Origin of the sequence: Bacteroides sp. AR20, assembly GCF_964250605.1 — a bacterium.
Lineage (GTDB): Bacteria > Bacteroidota > Bacteroidia > Bacteroidales > Bacteroidaceae > Bacteroides > Bacteroides uniformis.
On record NZ_CAXUGK010000011.1, the window covers coordinates 1 to 15,851 of the forward strand.

Sequence of the window (15,851 nt, forward strand, 5' to 3'; positions counted from 1 at the left end):
TTTAAGGGGGCATTGTTGAATGTTTTAAGGGGGCAGAATCGCCTGGTTTTAGGGGGCAGCTTACACTGGATTTTCCACCATTATAGTGAGCAGTGGTTACAATATGCTTCAATGGTATGGAGTATATCCACACCGAGGATTGAGCAAGTCCGACTTCGTTTCTCAGATACAAACAATAATCACGAATGAAATCCTCAGTAAGTTCATTCATAGCAATATCTGTACGCTTATAGTGTACCTTAATAAATTCTGCAAGATATTTCCTTACGGTGAGATACTTTTGATATGTACGCAAAGAACGATCTTTGCCAACTCGTTTGGCAAAGGCTTCGTTCTCCTTGTCAAATGCTCGGAGCAGGGTTTCATACTCCGTACCTATACCTTGATAGGCATTGCGTACCATTTCAGCGGTTACAAATGCCTCACGGTCTGAAATGCGTTGATAGTATTTGATGATTTGAGCCTTGATATTATCCAAAGCAAGATTGAGTTCCCTTGCTTCCTTGCTCTTGCCTTTGGCTCTGTTGCCTTTCACATCCCAAAGGTCTTTGTGGATGCTCTGCTTGCAACTGAATTGGGCTACTGAGCCGTTGATTGTCACTCGTCCCATAATGGGAACAATACCGTTTTTCTCCTTGCTTCCGTTCACGTAGAACAGCACCTTAAATGTACTTCGCATAATCTAATCTTTTTTGGTTACAAAATTAGTTATCAGCGAGTTATACATTGATATACAAAATGATGCAGAACGATGAAACGTGACGACACAAAGAAAAACTTTACCTCATTATCGGGTAATGATTTGCAAACTGTCCGCCTTCATTACCCCTCATTTCCTTGCATTATTGCCATTGTTCCCGTTTCCAGACTTCTCAACTTAATGCGTTATAGCTCAGTTCTTAACGCCAATATTCGCTTTTTTTGCTCCGAGAACCGTAATTTTTAGAGAAAATTGCACTAACAGATGACTCCGTGCCCATACGGATTCAGCGTATTCACCGGAAGCATACTCTACTTTTGCAAAGTTGATATAGCAAAAAGTACCACAAAGCCTTTGCCACCTCCTTTTTATTAAGTATTTTTGCGCGAAATTTTAAAAAACGACATATTAATAGGTACTATGAATTGGTTAGAAAGCTTGCTATGGGACTCTTCATCTGTCGCTCACATCGTTTGTTTGTATGCATTCGTAATATCTGTGGGCGTATTGCTGGGTAAGATTAAGATTTTCGGGGTATCGTTGGGGGTTACATTCGTCCTCTTTGCCGGTATCCTGATGGGCCATTTTGGCTTCACGGGCGAAACACACATTTTGCATTTTATCCGCGAATTCGGTTTGATTTTATTTGTATTCTGCATCGGTCTGCAAGTCGGGCCCTCCTTTTTTTCTTCCTTTAAGAAAGGGGGTATGCGGCTGAACATGCTTGCTGTCGGTATCGTGTTGCTGAATATCGCAGTAGCATTGAGCATCTACTTCATTGACGGAGGGATAGACCTGCCAATGATAGTAGGTATTCTCTATGGTGCCGTAACCAATACTCCGGGTCTGGGTGCCGCACAAGAAGCCTTGAACCAGATAAACTATACGGGAGACCCCATTGCATTGGGATATGCCTGCGCCTATCCGCTTGGTGTGGTAGGTATCATAGGTTCCATCATAGCCATCCGCTATATTTGCCGGGTGAACCTCAAGAAGGAGGAACAGGAACTCAATACGCAGGAAGCAGATGTAAAGCATCAGCCGCACATGCTTCACCTCGAGGTACGCAATGAATCAATTTCCGGAAAGACCCTGCTCCAGATAAAGGATTTTCTGGGACGCCCGTTTGTATGTTCGCGCATACGCCACGAGGGGCACGTCAGTATCCCCAATCATGAAACAATATTCCACGTAGGAGACCAGCTCTTCATCGTATGTTCCGAAGAAGATGCCGAAGCGGTAACCGCCTTTATCGGAAAAGAAATACACGTAGACTGGGAAAAACAGGACACTCCGATGGTTTCCCGCCGTATCCTCGTCACTAAATCTGAAATCAATGGCAAGAAACTGGGAAGCCTCCACTTCCGCAGCATGTACGGTGTAAATGTAACCCGTATCAACCGTTCGGGTATGGACTTGTTTGCCGATCCCAATCTGGTACTTCAGGTAGGTGACCGTGTAATGGTGGTAGGCCAGCAGGATGCCGTAGAACGTGTAGCCGGCGTATTGGGTAATCAGTTGAAACGTTTGGACACTCCGAATATCGTAACTATTTTTGTGGGAATCTTTTTGGGAATCCTGCTGGGAAGCCTCCCTATTGCATTCCCGGGTATGCCGACACCGGTTAAGTTAGGTCTTGCTGGTGGTCCGCTGGTAGTTGCCATCCTCATCGGACGTTTCGGTCACAAAATGCATCTTGTGACGTACACCACCATGAGTGCCAACTTGATGTTGCGTGAAATCGGTATCGTGCTCTTCCTTGCCAGTGTCGGTATAGAAGCTGGTGAGCATTTTGTACAAACAGTAGTAGAAGGTAGCGGATTACTGTATGTAGGCTATGGATTCCTGATAACTGTTATCCCCTTGTTGATAATCGGTATGATAGCCCGTTTCTACTGCAAAGTGAACTACTTCACCCTGATGGGTTTGATAGCAGGTAGCAACACAGACCCTCCCGCATTGGCATACGCCAATCAGACATCAGGCAATGATGCTCCGGCAGTAGGTTACTCCACGGTATATCCATTGACAATGTTCCTGCGTATTCTGGCGGGACAGATGATATTACTGACAATGATGTAGGAGGAATTAAGGAATTAAAATTAAAGGCTGCGTAGTTGGGTTAAACCAACATTGCGCAGCCTTTAATTTTAATTCCTTAAAGTTTCAGCTTCTTCTTGACGAACTCTTCTATAAAGTCCACCGTAGCTTCAATACCCAATACGGAAGAATCGATACACAAGTGGTATGTTTCGGCAGATCCCCATTTTTTGTAGCTGTAGTAGTTATAGTATTCGGCACGCTTCTTGTCCGCTTTGTTCATCATCTCCTCCGCTTCACGCTCAGTAATGGAATACATTCGGCAAATACGCTTGATGCGCTCCTCATTGGAGCAGGAAATGAAGACATTGACACAGCGTGGATGTTCTCGCAGGATGTAATCGGCACAACGCCCCACAAACAAGCAGGACTTCTCCTCCGCCAATCTGCGTATCACGTCACTCTGCACTTTGAACAGAGCATCATTACTCAAGCAATTCGTGGCTGGGATAGCCCCGTCACTGACAAAAGGGAAACGCATGCCGAAGAGCCCTCCAATAATACCTTGTGAAGCTTTCTCATCAGCTTTCTCAAAAAACTCACAACACAGTCCACTCTCTTCAGAAGCCAACCTAATCAGTTCCTTATCATAAAAGTCAATACCCAGACGGGCAGCCAGTTTCTCGCCTATCTCCCGTCCGCCACTGCCCAGTTGACGGCCTATATTGATTATAAAATTATTGCCCATACGCTTGTTCATCTATTGGTTTGCAGATAGCAAATATAAATATTCTTACGGAATATCTGCAGAAAGTAGGAAGAAAAATTCAAAGCCTCTCCCCCGACCCATCCCTACAAGGGAGAGGTTCTGAATTTGCGGAATTGACAAACCAACATCACCAATGCTATCAAACTTGCAAGCAAATCGGATACCGGCATGCTGTACCACACTCCTGCCACTCCGAAAAACTGCGGCAGGACAAGCAGGCAAGGAAGCAGGATCAGCATCTGCCGGGTGAGGGAAAGGAATATCGCTTTGCCTGCCATGCCTATGCTCTGGAAAAAGTTGGAAGTCACCATCTGGAAACCAATAATCGGGAAGAACATTACCGTAATACGCAGTCCCGTGACCGAAAGCTCTGTCAGTTCCGCATCCGATGTAAAGATGCCCACCACCAGGTCCGGCACCAGCATACCGACCAGAAAGCCGAAAGTGGTCACTGCCGTGGCATAGATTATCGTCAGTCTCAGCACCTTGTTCACCCGTCCGTACAGCTTCGCCCCAAAGTTATATCCGGCAATAGGCTGCATTCCCTGATTCAGCCCCATCACAATCATCACTACAATGAAAACCAGACGGTTCACGATGCCGAAAGCCCCGATAGCCAAGTCGCCGCCATACTTCTTCAACCCCTGATTGATAATGATAACGATGAAGCAGGCTGCCAGGTTCATCAGGAAAGGAGACATGCCGATAGCAAGCGAATCGAATACAATCTTACGTTTCAGACGGAATATCCCCCGGTGGAAATGCAACAGCTCGTCCTTATTGCTGAAAAGCTTGAACTGCCACGTCAAAGAGATGACTTGCGCCACAATGGTAGCGACGGCAGCGCCACGTATGCCCCAGCCGAAACCATAGATAAACACCGGGTCGAGTATGGTATTGATAACCACCGTGGCTATGGTGGCATACATCGCCTTCTGCGGATGCCCTGAAGAGCGTAGCACTGCATTCAGCCCCAGATAGAGGTGCGTAACGGCATTTCCCAAAAGGATAATCTGCATATAATCCCTGGCGTAGCCCACCGTCTGGTCACTGCCTCCGAAGAAATAGAGAATCGGGTCGAGAAAGAGCATGACAATGATGGTAAAGGCCACTCCCAGCACCATGTTCAGCACAAAGACATTGCCCAGCACACGCTGTGCCGTGTCATAATCCCTCTGCCCCAGCTTGACGGAAATCAGTGTAGAGGCTCCCACACCCACCAGCGAGCCGAACGCCGCAGCCAGATTCATCAACGGGAAAGTCAACGCCAATCCCGAAATAGCCATCGTCCCAACGCCGTGACCGATGAAGATACTGTCTACCATATTATATAAAGAAGATGCCGTCATTGCGATGATTGCCGGAACGGCATATTGCATCAAGAGTTTACCTATACTTTCCGTCCCCAACGCCGTGGGAGTCTTTTGTCCTGCCATATTATATACCTATTTCTTTTTAGCGGGTGCAAAAGTACTCTTTTTTTTAAACAGAACAGCAGAAAAAACACCTTAAACCTGCACACTATGCGGATGATTTATGCTATCTTTGCGATTCAATGATAAATCATAAGATATGATTACCATAATCATACCGTATGATTGATATAATCATACCGTATGATTGGCACATTCATACCGTATGAACCATGCCTGACCTACCGGTTGAGCCGGACACATAATAACAACAAGCCCCCATGGCATTCTATAAGAAAGTAAAACAGAAAGGCGACGACAAATGGCACCCAAGAGCCGTCACCAAAGGACATCCCTATACAACGGATGAAATAGCCCGATTATTGTCGGAAATGTCTACGGTAACCCCGGGAGATACCTATGCAGTATTAATGAACCTTGGTGAAGTGCTGGGCAAGCTGATGAGCTCGGGACACTCCGTAAAGCTCAAGGGCATCGGGACGTTCTACTACACCTGCCGTTCGGAAGGCACCGGGGTAGACACCCCAGAAGAAGTGAGTCCGGCGCAAATCACTGCGGTGCAGATACGCTTCATCCCCGAATACTACCGCGGGCAATGCGGACAAGTGACGGAACGCACCCTCCTCTCCCCGCATATCGAATGGGTAGATGCCGAAGGAGAGGATTAATGTCACTCCCCGTTCCCTATATTTCAAGGAAAAAGGTTCGCTATCTGAAAAATGTTTCGTACTTTTGTACCCAAATTGAGTGAAATATAGCGAAATGAACGTATTAGAACTAAGTGAACAAGAAATCATTCGTCGCAACAGCATGAATGAACTTCGCGCGATGGGCATTGAGCCTTATCCCGCAGCAGAGTATGTAACAAATGCTTTCTCTACCGATATTAAAGCTGAATTCAACGACGATGCAGAGCCTCGCCAAGTGTCCGTTGCCGGACGTATCATGAGCCGCCGTATCATGGGTAAAGCATCTTTCATCGAATTGCAGGACTCCAAAGGACGCATCCAGGTATATATCACCCGCGATGACATCTGCCCGGACGAGGACAAGGAGATGTACAACACCGTGTTCAAACGTTTGCTCGATTTAGGCGACTTCATCGGTATCGAAGGATTCGTATTCCGTACCCAGATGGGCGAAATCAGCATCCATGCCAAGAAGCTGACCGTACTTGCAAAGAGCATCAAGCCCCTGCCTATCGTGAAATATAAGGATGGTGTGGCTTACGACTCTTTCGAGGACCCCGAACTGCGCTACCGTCAGCGTTATGTAGACCTTATCGTAAACGACGGCGTGAAAGAAAAATTCCTGAAGCGTGCCACCGTCATCAAGACCATGCGTGCCGTGCTGGATGAAGCCGGCTACACGGAAGTGGAGACGCCGATTCTTCAATCCATCCCCGGTGGAGCAAGCGCCCGTCCGTTCATCACCCACCATAACTCTCTGGATATGGACCTCTACCTGCGTATCGCCACCGAGCTTTACTTGAAGCGACTGATTGTGGGCGGATTCGAAGGTGTATATGAAATAGGCAAGAACTTCCGTAACGAGGGTATGGACAAGAACCATAACCCGGAATTCACTTGTATGGAGCTGTACGTGCAGTACAAGGACTACAACTGGATGATGAGCTTTACGGAGAAATTGCTGGAACGCATCTGTATCGCCGTAAACGGCTGTACAGAAACCGAGATAGACGGCAAGACCATCAGCTTCAAAGCTCCCTACCGCCGTCTGCCCATCCTGGAAGCCATCAAGGAAAAGACCGGATACGACCTCGAAGGAAAGAGCGAGGACGAAATCCGCCAGGTGTGCAAGGAACTGAATATGGAGATTGACGACACCATGGGCAAGGGTAAGCTGATTGATGAAATCTTCGGCGAATTCTGCGAAGGAACTTTCATACAGCCCACTTTCATCACCGACTATCCCGTAGAGATGAGCCCGCTGACCAAGATGCACCGCAGCAAGCCGGGACTGACCGAACGCTTCGAACTGATGGTGAACGGCAAGGAACTTGCCAACGCTTACAGCGAGCTGAACGACCCGATAGACCAGGAAGAACGCTTCAAAGACCAGCTTCGCTTGAGCGAAAAGGGAGACGACGAAGCGATGTTCATCGACCAGGACTTCCTGAAAGCATTGCAATACGGTATGCCTCCCACATCGGGCATCGGCATCGGCATCGACCGTCTGACCATGTTGATGACGGGCGAATCCTTTATTCAGGAAGTGCTTTTCTTCCCGCAGATGCGTCCGGAAAAGGTTATCCCCAAAGATGCTCCTGCACGATACACGGAACTGGGCATCCCAGAAGATTGGGTAGCCGTAATCCAGAAGGCCGGCTACAACCTGGTGAGTGACATGAAAGATGTGAATCCGCAAAAGCTCCACATGGACATCTGCGGTATCAACAAAAAATATAAATTGGAACTGGCAAACCCGACCGTAAACGAAGTTGCTGACTGGGTCGGAAGAATTAAGAATTAAAAATTAAAGAATTAAATAGGCAAGATTAAAGATAAGAGGAGGGTGAAGGTACTCCTTTCCCCTCTTTTAATTTTTAATTTTTAATTATTAATTTCGATATGAAACTACCCGGTAAGATAGCCATCATGGGCGGAGGAAGTTGGGCAACTGCCATTGCAAAAATGGTTCTGTCACAAGCGGAGTCTATAAATTGGTACATGCGACGCGATGACCGTATTGCCGACTTCAAACGGCTTGGTCATAACCCTGCCTACCTGACGGGCGTCAAGTTTGATACCAAGCGTATCAACTTCAACTCCAACATCAATGATGTCGTGAAAGAATCTGATACGCTCATCTTCGTTACACCTTCCCCTTATCTGAAGGTTCACTTGAAGAAACTGAAGACTAAGATTAAGGATAAATTCATCATCACTGCCATTAAAGGTATTGTGCCCGATGACAACTTGATTGTCTCGGAATATTTCACTAAGGAATATGGCGTCCCGGCTGAGAATATTGCTGTATTGGCAGGTCCCTGCCATGCGGAAGAAGTGGCTCTGGAACGCCTTTCTTATTTGACCATTGCTTGTCCCGACACCGACAAGGCTTGCACCATTGCCCGCAAACTGGCCAGTTCATTCATCAAGACCTCTGTCAGTAATGACGTTGCCGGCATTGAATACAGTTCGGTGCTGAAAAATGTATATGCCATTGCAGCCGGTATTTGCAGCGGTCTGAAATATGGCGACAACTTTCAGGCTGTGCTCATGTCCAATGCCATACAGGAAATGAACAGATTCCTGCAAACGGTACATCCGCTGAACAGAAACGTAAGTGATTCCGTTTATTTAGGTGACCTGCTGGTGACGGGATATTCTAATTTCAGCCGCAACCGCACATTCGGTACGATGATTGGCAAGGGATACTCCGTAAAAAGCGCGCAGATTGAGATGGAAATGATTGCTGAAGGATATTACGGTACAAAATGTATCAAGGAAATCAACAAGCATTATCATGTCAACATGCCTATTGTAGATGCAGTATACAACATTCTGTATGAGCGTATCTCGCCGACGATTGAAATCAAGCTGCTTACCGATTCATTCCGGTAAGCGCGAAAAAAGATAAAACGAAATACTGAATTTAAAACCTAGAATATTATGATTAGTTTGAACATTGAAAAGACTCTTGGATTCATCTCCAAAGAAAACGTTTTCGCCTATGAAGCCCAAGTAAAGGCTGCACAGGAAGCATTAGAGAATGGTACCGGTAAGGGCAACGACTTCTTAGGCTGGCTGCACCTCCCCTCTTCCATCACTAAAGAGCACCTGGCCGACCTAAAGGCTACCGCACAGACGTTGCGTGACAACTGCGAGGTAGTAGTAGTTGCCGGTATTGGCGGAAGTTACCTCGGTGCACGTGCGGTGATAGAGGCTTTGTCAAACAGCTTCACTTGGTTGCAAGACAAGAAAACGGCTCCGGTCATTCTGTATGCAGGACACAATATCGGTGAAGATTATCTATATGAACTCACCGAATACTTGAAAGACAAGAAATTCGGTGTTATCAACATCTCCAAATCCGGTACTACCACTGAAACGGCCTTGGCGTTCCGTCTGTTGAAAAAGCAATGCGAAGACCAACGCGGCAAGGATATGGCAAAGAAGGTTATCGTTGCCATCACCGATGCCAAAAAGGGCGCTGCCCGCGTAACGGCCGACAACGAAGGCTACAAATCCTTCATCATCCCCGATAACGTGGGCGGACGTTTCTCCGTACTGACTCCGGTAGGCTTGCTGCCCATCGCAATAGCAGGTTTCGACATTGAGAAACTGGTTGCAGGTGCAGTTGCCATGGAAAAGGCTTGTGGAAAAGATGTTCCGTTTGCAGAAAATCCTGCTGCCATCTATGCAGCTACGCGTAACGAGCTCTACAAGAACGGTAAGAAAATTGAAATCCTCGTAAACTACAATCCCAAACTGCACTACGTAAGCGAATGGTGGAAGCAGCTTTATGGTGAATCCGAAGGTAAAGAAAACAAGGGTATCTTCCCTGCTGCCGTAGATTTCTCCACCGACCTGCACTCCATGGGACAATGGATTCAGGAAGGCGAACGTACCATCTACGAAACTGTCATCTCCGTGGAGAAGACACAGCACTCCCTGCAAGTACCTTCGGACGAAGCCAACCTCGACGGACTGAACTTCCTGGCAGGCAAGCACGTAGACGAAGTGAACAAAATGGCTGAATTGGGAACACAGCTTGCCCACGTTGACGGCGGCGTACCCAACATGCGCATCGTTATCCCTGCACTGAATGAAGAAAGCATCGGAGGTCTGCTCTACTTCTTTGAAATAGCTTGCGGTATCAGCGGTTATATTTTGGGAGTCAATCCGTTCAACCAACCGGGTGTGGAAGCATACAAGAAGAATATGTTTGCATTACTGAACAAGCCCGGCTACGAAGAAGAGTCCAAAGCTATCCAGGCAAGACTCTGATAAATTAAGAATTGAGAGTTGAAAATCGGGAAACGGCTTTTCATTGCGCTTGTTGTACAGCCGTTTCTCAATTTTCAACTCTCAATGTATTTACCCCGCATTTCTTAATTTTTAATCCTCAATCTACCAAGTGTTCGAAAACTCTATCGCCCGTTATCTGGAAAAGCACGGGCATCCCAACATCCAATTGAAAGCAGTTCTTTTTGACATGGACGGCGTACTGTTCAACTCCATGCCCTACCATGCCGATGCCTGGCATAAAGTAATGGAACGTCATGGCCTGCACTTGAGCCGTGAAGAGGCATACATGCACGAGGGACGTACCGGAGCCTCCACCATCAACATCGTTTATCAACGCCAGTATGGCAAGGATGCCACTCCCGAAATGATAGAAAGCATCTATGCAGAGAAAAGCGCCGAATTCAGTACCCACCCGGAACCGGAACGTATGCCGGGTGCTTGGGAAGTACTGCAAAAGGTAAAAGCGGCAGGACTTATTCCGGTACTTGTCACCGGTTCGGGCCAACACTCCCTGCTGAACCGCCTTGTCCACAACTTCCCCGGTATGTTTCAGCGCGACCACATGGTGACCGCCTTTGATGTGAAATACGGGAAGCCCCATCCTGAGCCTTATTTGATGGGACTGGAAAAAGCCGGAGTACAAGCCAATGAAGCTATAGTTATAGAAAATGCACCTATCGGAGTACAAGCCGGAACAGCAGCAGGCATATTCACTGTAGCAGTCAATACCGGTCCGCTGGACAGGCAGGTATTACTGGATGCCGGAGCAGATTTATTGTTTCCGTCCATGCAGGCGCTTTGTGACGACTGGGAAAGGTTGCAAACCGCATTAGATGCCAGTAATAGCCTTCGCCACAAAGATTGACGGCGACCCAAACAATATAACAGTTGATTGGAGTTTATATAACCAAGTAATACCATTACTTGATATACAGAAGGCATCTATTGTCTTTCTTCTTAAAGCGCTCCAATCTACCCATTTTCTCCTTCTCGGTTTCTTTAATAGGGAACGTTATTCTACAGGTATCTTTATCATAATCGTACAATTCTCTGGCAGGAACTACATAAACAGATTCCGGACTGTCACCACACCATCCAAAGCCAAAAACATAAAACAAGTTTTTTATCGGACGGTTCAACAGATTAGAGTTCATATACCTTTCGTACTTTTCAATGTCTTTTATATCGAGATAAAAACCTATCTTACTTCGCCATTTACATTCTACAGCTATAATATCTCCAACTTCATGAATGGTACTCGTAGTGGTAACACACTCCATCAACAAATCCGGAGATGATGAAGACAGAGGTCTATAACCCTCAATGTATTTATCACCTCTCCAATCTAAAAGCCGCCAAAATGTTTTCTTGTCACAGAGGTCCGGATAACCCTCTTTACTAATATTAGAGTTCTTCACAACCCATTCCTCAAATCTATCTCCCAAATATTTACTTTTCTTCCTTTCTTTAAAATATTGAAAGGTATCCATAAACCGATATTGGAAAACACCTACAAAATCATCGATAAACTGATTTAATATTTTCATAGCCATAATAGTCTATTGTGTCTTTAAATAATATTCATTGCAAACAAAAATTCATAGGTGAAGAGCCGCAACACCCATTTTCAAAAATAGATTTTTTTTCATTTCCAAAAATAGAGTTTTTTTCCCAATTCTTTCCAGATTTCCTTCCCATCTTTGCAATACAGAAAACAAATAAAGTATTAATTATTAAAAATAGAAAAGTATGAAAAAGTTAGTTATGATGTTGGTTTGTATGTTTGCAGTGCACACAATGGTAATGGCAGATAATGATAAGCCGATAGAGGTGAGCCAGTTGCCGGCGAAGGCGCAGACATTTATCAAGACTTATTTTAAAGACCATAAGGTGGCAATGGCTAAATTGGAGTCGGGAATGTTTTATAAAAGCTATGATGTGGTGTTCACGAATGGGGAGAAGGTAGAATTTGATAAATCGGGAGAATGGAAGGAGGTACGATGCAGACAAAGTGAAGTTCCTGCACAGATTGTACCGGAAGCGATACGTAACTATGTAAAGACCAATTATCCGGATGCAAGAATTCTTCAGATTGAGTACGATGACAATGAGTATGAGATAAAGTTGTCTAATCGTTGGGAAATTACATTTGACTCTAAAATGAGGGTGATTGACATTGACGATTGATGACAAGAAAGATTTAGAATATGTAGATTATAAAGTTAAGTATCAAGAAGCTGAAAACAGTTGCTTGGAGAGGGTTTCTCCAGGCAACTGTTTTTTTATGCACTTCCGTACGGTAGCAGGGCATATGGTGCTGCGCTCATTGTACAACAGTAGTTGTACTACTATTCCAATTGCCCGGAGTCAACGAAGCCCCGGCTGCACTTTTGCAGTTTTTTAATCAGTGTGTCCGGAGAAGGACACTCAACCTTCTCCGGAGCTGAAAATACTGATTTATAAGGAAACGGCGCTTCTCGGCGCTTCCTGCCGGAAGGCGACTCAGGCTATGACGCTTTTAGGATTTTGGCAGACCTCACCATGGTATAGGTAGTCCCCTTAGTACAATGGCGCATATCATTCAGCTTACTGAAAAATAGATTTTTTTTCAGAGAGGTTCGTTCGGCAGAGAAATTCCAACCGCAGAACGGAAGAACAACGTTTTCAGTCCGTCATAAAATCCCGGAAGAGCAACCGTTCCATGCGTCTCTTCCGGGAACTTTTTTGATACCACCCGCAAATGCCGCTTCTCCATACGAGGAACTGCACTCCCTATAAAATCATCTGTCAGGGGAAAGTGGATCAGCTTCCTATCAAGACGCGGCTGAGTGGCAAACGCAACATACAGTTGCTTTCCTGAAAAGTCAACCTTATCTACCTGCCGTTCTACCTGTTTCTGAAAATATCCTTTATCCCACCATAAACTGGGGTCTATGGCGATGTATGTATCAAATGCACCGGGATAATTCAGCAAAACATGCAGCGTGAACAACCCGGCATAAGAATGTCCAGCCAACAAGTGTTGTCCATTCACCGGCAAGTCTTGTTCCACTGCGAGGCGTAGCTCCTCCGTCAGAAAACGGCAAAATTGTCCTGCCCCACCCCCTTCCGGTTTATCGCCCGGACGGACAGTTCCGTCACGCCGGGCAGCGGAACAGGTTGGCGTAAAGTCTCTGGTTCTGTTTGTATTCAGGACAGCCACAACGATACAGGGCGGTAAGGAAGAAACTTTGGAGGTGGAAAACAAGCGAGTAAAACCTACCACCGAATGAAAAAAAGAATCACCGTCCAGCAAATAAAGAACCGGATAACTTTCCTCCTTTTCACCCGGGCGGGTTGCAGGTACATACACCCAATATTCTCTAGCCTCATTCAAGACATGCGAAAACAAAGTGTGGCGAGTCCCGATATAAATAGCTTCTTGCGCTCTCAGCGGAAAACCGAGCCAAGTGACAACTACCAATATGAACAGAATATGCAGGCTTCTCATTTCAATTCTTTTTTCAGTCTGCAAAGTTCGCAGAAAATAAGTTGACTACCTATCCCTATTTTTAGGTATTCTCACGGTTGAAAGCTTTCCGCAGAAATCAAAGGCTGATTAAGAAAGTTTGATGGGCAACTGAATTTCCGTCATCCATTCATCCACCGTTTCTTTGTTCCAAATGCCGTCAATATGGCAAAACCGGGCACGGTCAATGACCTCGTATCCATTTGTCTCGGCATACGCAAAAAGCTCGGCGAAAGTTTCGGGCATATGCTCATAAGCACCGTAATGGTTGACACAGAGCGCAACCGGCACTTCCGGAAGTTCCTTGAATTTAATCAGTTCCGAATCTTCCTTGCGTTCAGCCACCGCTTCAAAAAACTCGATATCAATATCAACCCCATATTCCTCATTATATTCCACCGTGAAACAATATTCCGGGGCAGGACATTCACAACCCAAACGGTACATTTCAGGCCCGATGATATTCGGACAAAGATTGAACAGCTCCTGATAAGAGTCTATTTTACGGCGATGGGTAGCAAAAATTCTTGAAGGGAGGGATTTCTTAAACACTTTTTCCATAACATTCTCTTGTTTATGGAGTAAATTTTCCAATTTGGCAAGTTCGGTCTGCCGCCATATCAAGTGTTCAATCTCGTTTTTGCAACGTTCTATTTTAACCTTCAACAATTCAGCATCCGGAAATTCCTTGCCATCGGCAAACAACTCGGATATCTCTTCGAGGCTGAACCCTAATTGCTTGAGGTAAACAATACGGCTCATACACCGGAGCTGGCTGATGTCGTAATAGCGATACCCCGTCCACTCATCCACTTCAACGGGTATCATCAATCCTATCTCTTCATAATGACGAAGCGTCTTAACGGTCACCTGGCAAAGTTTGGAAAACTCTCCGATTTTAAACTTCATTTTATTCTTCATAAACTCATGCACATTTTGTTTATGATGCAAAGATAGGTCCTGCCCTTAGGGACGAGTCAAGAGATTGCTTCAAAAAAAACACATATTTCACTATTCACAACGGCAATAGGTGTTTGCACCGCACGTACAATGGGGTAACAACTGCCCACTCAGTTCATCGCGGTAAAATTCATACAGCCGCCGGTACATGGTTTCATAGAGTGCGGCAATTTGTTGCTCCTGCTCACTTTCATTTTGAAAACGATTTTTAAAGGGGTCTTCAAAATTAAAATGCACCTGCTGCTTGGCATCCAGAGTGATAAATTTCAGTTCTTCTCCGGCTTCTTTACATAGGGTAATCACGTAGTCCCACGACCGGTGCGTATAGGTCCCGACACCAGACGGTTTCTTGCGAGACACGCTGAAACCATTCTGTTCCATCACATTGCACACGGCATCGGGAACGCAGTTCCCCTCCATAATTCCTGCCGTAGAGATATTCATTCCCCTGCCAAATGCATGCAGGAGTTCCTGCGCGATACGGCTGCGGCACGTATCTTCATTACTTATTAACAGTATATCCATTGTCCGTTACTTTTCCAGGTTTAAATACTCGCCATCTCCTTCTTTCTTCATCTTCGCTTTACGTGCCAGGTCGAACAAGGTGGGGTTAATGTGGCAATATCCACCAGGATTTTTGTCCAGATAGTCTTGATGATAATCTTCGGCGAGATAGAAGTTCTTCAAAGGCTCTATCTCTACAACCAACGGACGGGAGTAGTTGGCAGCCAGCCGGTCAACGGTTTCACGAATAACGGGCAGGTCGGCGGTATCCGTATAATAGATACCCGTGCGATACTGTGTACCTCTATCCCCCCCTTGCTTATTGAGGCTGGTAGGGTCAATCGTTTTGAAATAAAGGTCGATAAGGAAAGGCAAGTCCACCTCATCGGGATCATACTGTACTTTTACGGTTTCGGCAAAGTCCGTGGTACCGGTACATACCTGCTGATAGGTAGGATTGGCTATATTTCCATTGGCATATCCCACCTGGGTAGCCTCCACACCTTCTATTTGTTTCAGGAAATGTTCGGTACCCCAAAAACATCCTCCTGCCAGATAAATCTCTTTCATTGGTTTCATGTCTGTTCTCCTTTCTGACCGTCCTTCCGGCTTACCGGCATAGGACAGACAAGTCATTAACATTGCAAAAATAAATATTATTTGTTTCATACCTCTAACTCTATGGAAATTATAACAAGAAAGAGAACCGTATGGTTGACTTTTCTGGATGTATTGTATAAAAAGAAACTCCCTTTGCAAAGTATTCATGCAAAGGGAGTTCCTTTCTTTGTGACCCCGGTGCGATTCAAACGCACGACCTTCAGAACCGGAATCTGACGCTCTATTCACTAAGCTACGGAGCCAAATGTGGATGCAAAAGTATAAAAAAATTAGCAGATTCCTAACATTCAAACGCTTTTTATATCAAACCGAGGAATATTTT

14 protein-coding genes, 1 tRNA gene and 1 pseudogene are annotated in these 15,851 nt (G+C 45.6%); 7 read left to right on the top strand and 9 right to left on the bottom strand.

The window, feature by feature from the left end; genetic code table 11:
• Nucleotides 1-76 precede the first annotated feature (76 nt).
• Nucleotides 77-679: pseudogene (locus tag ACESTD_RS07595) on the bottom strand (phage integrase SAM-like domain-containing protein); the annotation flags it as partial.
• A gap of 441 nt (nt 680-1,120) precedes the next feature.
• Between ACESTD_RS07595 and ACESTD_RS07600 the strand changes: the two are divergent.
• Nucleotides 1,121-2,782 carry a putative transporter gene (locus ACESTD_RS07600; protein ID WP_005827199.1) on the top strand — a complete coding sequence of 554 codons (1,662 nt, stop codon included), beginning with the start codon at nt 1,121-1,123 and terminating at the stop codon, nt 2,780-2,782.
• A gap of 76 nt (nt 2,783-2,858) precedes the next feature.
• On the opposite strand, the gene ACESTD_RS07605 is transcribed toward ACESTD_RS07600, so the two are convergent.
• Both ACESTD_RS07605 and ACESTD_RS07610 read right to left on the bottom strand, forming a co-directional pair.
• Complete coding sequence (locus ACESTD_RS07605; RefSeq protein ID WP_373158745.1) at nt 2,859-3,488, bottom strand: AAA family ATPase; 630 nt, start codon at nt 3,486-3,488, stop codon at nt 2,859-2,861.
• A 104-nt stretch (nt 3,489-3,592) separates the two neighbouring features.
• Nucleotides 3,593-4,945: an MATE family efflux transporter gene (locus ACESTD_RS07610; RefSeq protein WP_022401429.1), complete on the bottom strand. Its 1,353-nt coding sequence runs from the start codon at nt 4,943-4,945 to the stop codon at nt 3,593-3,595.
• A gap of 257 nt (nt 4,946-5,202) precedes the next feature.
• Between ACESTD_RS07610 and ACESTD_RS07615 the strand changes: the two genes are divergently transcribed.
• The 5 genes from ACESTD_RS07615 to ACESTD_RS07635 all read left to right on the top strand — a co-directional run bounded on the left by ACESTD_RS07615 (nt 5,203) and on the right by ACESTD_RS07635 (nt 10,801).
• The gene (locus ACESTD_RS07615) at nt 5,203-5,610 is read left to right on the top strand and encodes an HU family DNA-binding protein (RefSeq protein ID WP_022401428.1); all 408 of its coding nucleotides are present in this window, start codon (nt 5,203-5,205) and stop codon (nt 5,608-5,610) included.
• A 94-nt stretch (nt 5,611-5,704) separates the two neighbouring features.
• Nucleotides 5,705-7,435, top strand: coding sequence for a lysine--tRNA ligase (gene lysS / locus ACESTD_RS07620; protein WP_005827209.1), 1,731 nt, complete (start codon nt 5,705-5,707; stop codon nt 7,433-7,435).
• A gap of 98 nt (nt 7,436-7,533) precedes the next feature.
• Complete coding sequence (locus ACESTD_RS07625; RefSeq protein WP_009037944.1) at nt 7,534-8,529, top strand: NAD(P)H-dependent glycerol-3-phosphate dehydrogenase; 996 nt, start codon at nt 7,534-7,536, stop codon at nt 8,527-8,529.
• Between the two features lie 48 nt (nt 8,530-8,577).
• Nucleotides 8,578-9,915, top strand: a complete 1,338-nt coding sequence (locus ACESTD_RS07630) for a glucose-6-phosphate isomerase (RefSeq protein ID WP_005827213.1) — start codon at nt 8,578-8,580, stop codon at nt 9,913-9,915.
• Nucleotides 9,916-10,045: 130 nt separating this feature from the next.
• Nucleotides 10,046-10,801, top strand: a complete 756-nt coding sequence (locus ACESTD_RS07635) for an HAD family hydrolase (protein ID WP_272195648.1) — start codon at nt 10,046-10,048, stop codon at nt 10,799-10,801.
• A 55-nt stretch (nt 10,802-10,856) separates the two neighbouring features.
• On the opposite strand, the gene ACESTD_RS07640 is transcribed toward ACESTD_RS07635, so the two are convergent.
• Nucleotides 10,857-11,483 (bottom strand): hypothetical protein, encoded by a 627-nt coding sequence (locus tag ACESTD_RS07640; protein ID WP_329779473.1) that lies wholly within the window; start codon nt 11,481-11,483, stop codon nt 10,857-10,859.
• A gap of 202 nt (nt 11,484-11,685) precedes the next feature.
• Here ACESTD_RS07640 and ACESTD_RS07645 point away from each other — a divergent pair, with 202 nt between their 5' ends.
• Nucleotides 11,686-12,123, top strand: a complete 438-nt coding sequence (locus tag ACESTD_RS07645; protein WP_005833165.1) for a PepSY-like domain-containing protein — start codon at nt 11,686-11,688, stop codon at nt 12,121-12,123.
• 421 nt (nt 12,124-12,544) lie between these two features.
• Here the strand turns inward: ACESTD_RS07645 and ACESTD_RS07650 are convergent, their stop codons facing one another.
• The 5 genes from ACESTD_RS07650 to ACESTD_RS07670 all read right to left on the bottom strand — a co-directional run bounded on the left by ACESTD_RS07650 (nt 12,545) and on the right by ACESTD_RS07670 (nt 15,771).
• Entirely contained in the window at nt 12,545-13,426 is an 882-nt protein-coding gene (locus ACESTD_RS07650) for an alpha/beta hydrolase (RefSeq protein ID WP_373158744.1), read from the bottom strand.
• A 108-nt stretch (nt 13,427-13,534) separates the two neighbouring features.
• Complete coding sequence (locus tag ACESTD_RS07655; protein ID WP_005833169.1) at nt 13,535-14,365, bottom strand: MerR family transcriptional regulator; 831 nt, start codon at nt 14,363-14,365, stop codon at nt 13,535-13,537.
• A gap of 90 nt (nt 14,366-14,455) precedes the next feature.
• Complete coding sequence (locus ACESTD_RS07660; protein ID WP_005833171.1) at nt 14,456-14,929, bottom strand: hypothetical protein; 474 nt, start codon at nt 14,927-14,929, stop codon at nt 14,456-14,458.
• Nucleotides 14,930-14,935: 6 nt separating this feature from the next.
• Complete coding sequence (msrA, locus tag ACESTD_RS07665; RefSeq protein ID WP_225982599.1) at nt 14,936-15,487, bottom strand: peptide-methionine (S)-S-oxide reductase MsrA; 552 nt, start codon at nt 15,485-15,487, stop codon at nt 14,936-14,938.
• A gap of 211 nt (nt 15,488-15,698) precedes the next feature.
• A tRNA-Arg gene (locus ACESTD_RS07670) sits at nt 15,699-15,771 on the bottom strand.
• Between the last annotated feature and the right edge of the window lie 80 nt (nt 15,772-15,851).

Bases quoted from the DNA above. Each gene is read 5' to 3' on its own strand.
- ACESTD_RS07600 (WP_005827199.1), top strand. From the start codon at position 1,121: ATGAATTGGTTAGAAAGCTTGCTATGGGACTCTTCATCTGTCGCTCAC.
- ACESTD_RS07605 (WP_373158745.1), bottom strand. From the start codon at position 3,488: ATGGGCAATAATTTTATAATCAATATAGGCCGTCAACTGGGCAGTGGC.
- ACESTD_RS07610 (WP_022401429.1), bottom strand. From the start codon at position 4,945: ATGGCAGGACAAAAGACTCCCACGGCGTTGGGGACGGAAAGTATAGGT.
- ACESTD_RS07615 (WP_022401428.1), top strand. From the start codon at position 5,203: ATGGCATTCTATAAGAAAGTAAAACAGAAAGGCGACGACAAATGGCAC.
- lysS (WP_005827209.1), top strand. From the start codon at position 5,705: ATGAACGTATTAGAACTAAGTGAACAAGAAATCATTCGTCGCAACAGC.
- ACESTD_RS07625 (WP_009037944.1), top strand. From the start codon at position 7,534: ATGAAACTACCCGGTAAGATAGCCATCATGGGCGGAGGAAGTTGGGCA.
- ACESTD_RS07630 (WP_005827213.1), top strand. From the start codon at position 8,578: ATGATTAGTTTGAACATTGAAAAGACTCTTGGATTCATCTCCAAAGAA.
- ACESTD_RS07640 (WP_329779473.1), bottom strand. From the start codon at position 11,483: ATGAAAATATTAAATCAGTTTATCGATGATTTTGTAGGTGTTTTCCAA.
- ACESTD_RS07645 (WP_005833165.1), top strand. From the start codon at position 11,686: ATGAAAAAGTTAGTTATGATGTTGGTTTGTATGTTTGCAGTGCACACA.
- ACESTD_RS07650 (WP_373158744.1), bottom strand. From the start codon at position 13,426: ATGAGAAGCCTGCATATTCTGTTCATATTGGTAGTTGTCACTTGGCTC.
- ACESTD_RS07655 (WP_005833169.1), bottom strand. From the start codon at position 14,365: ATGAAGAATAAAATGAAGTTTAAAATCGGAGAGTTTTCCAAACTTTGC.
- ACESTD_RS07660 (WP_005833171.1), bottom strand. From the start codon at position 14,929: ATGGATATACTGTTAATAAGTAATGAAGATACGTGCCGCAGCCGTATC.
- msrA (WP_225982599.1), bottom strand. From the start codon at position 15,487: ATGAAACCAATGAAAGAGATTTATCTGGCAGGAGGATGTTTTTGGGGT.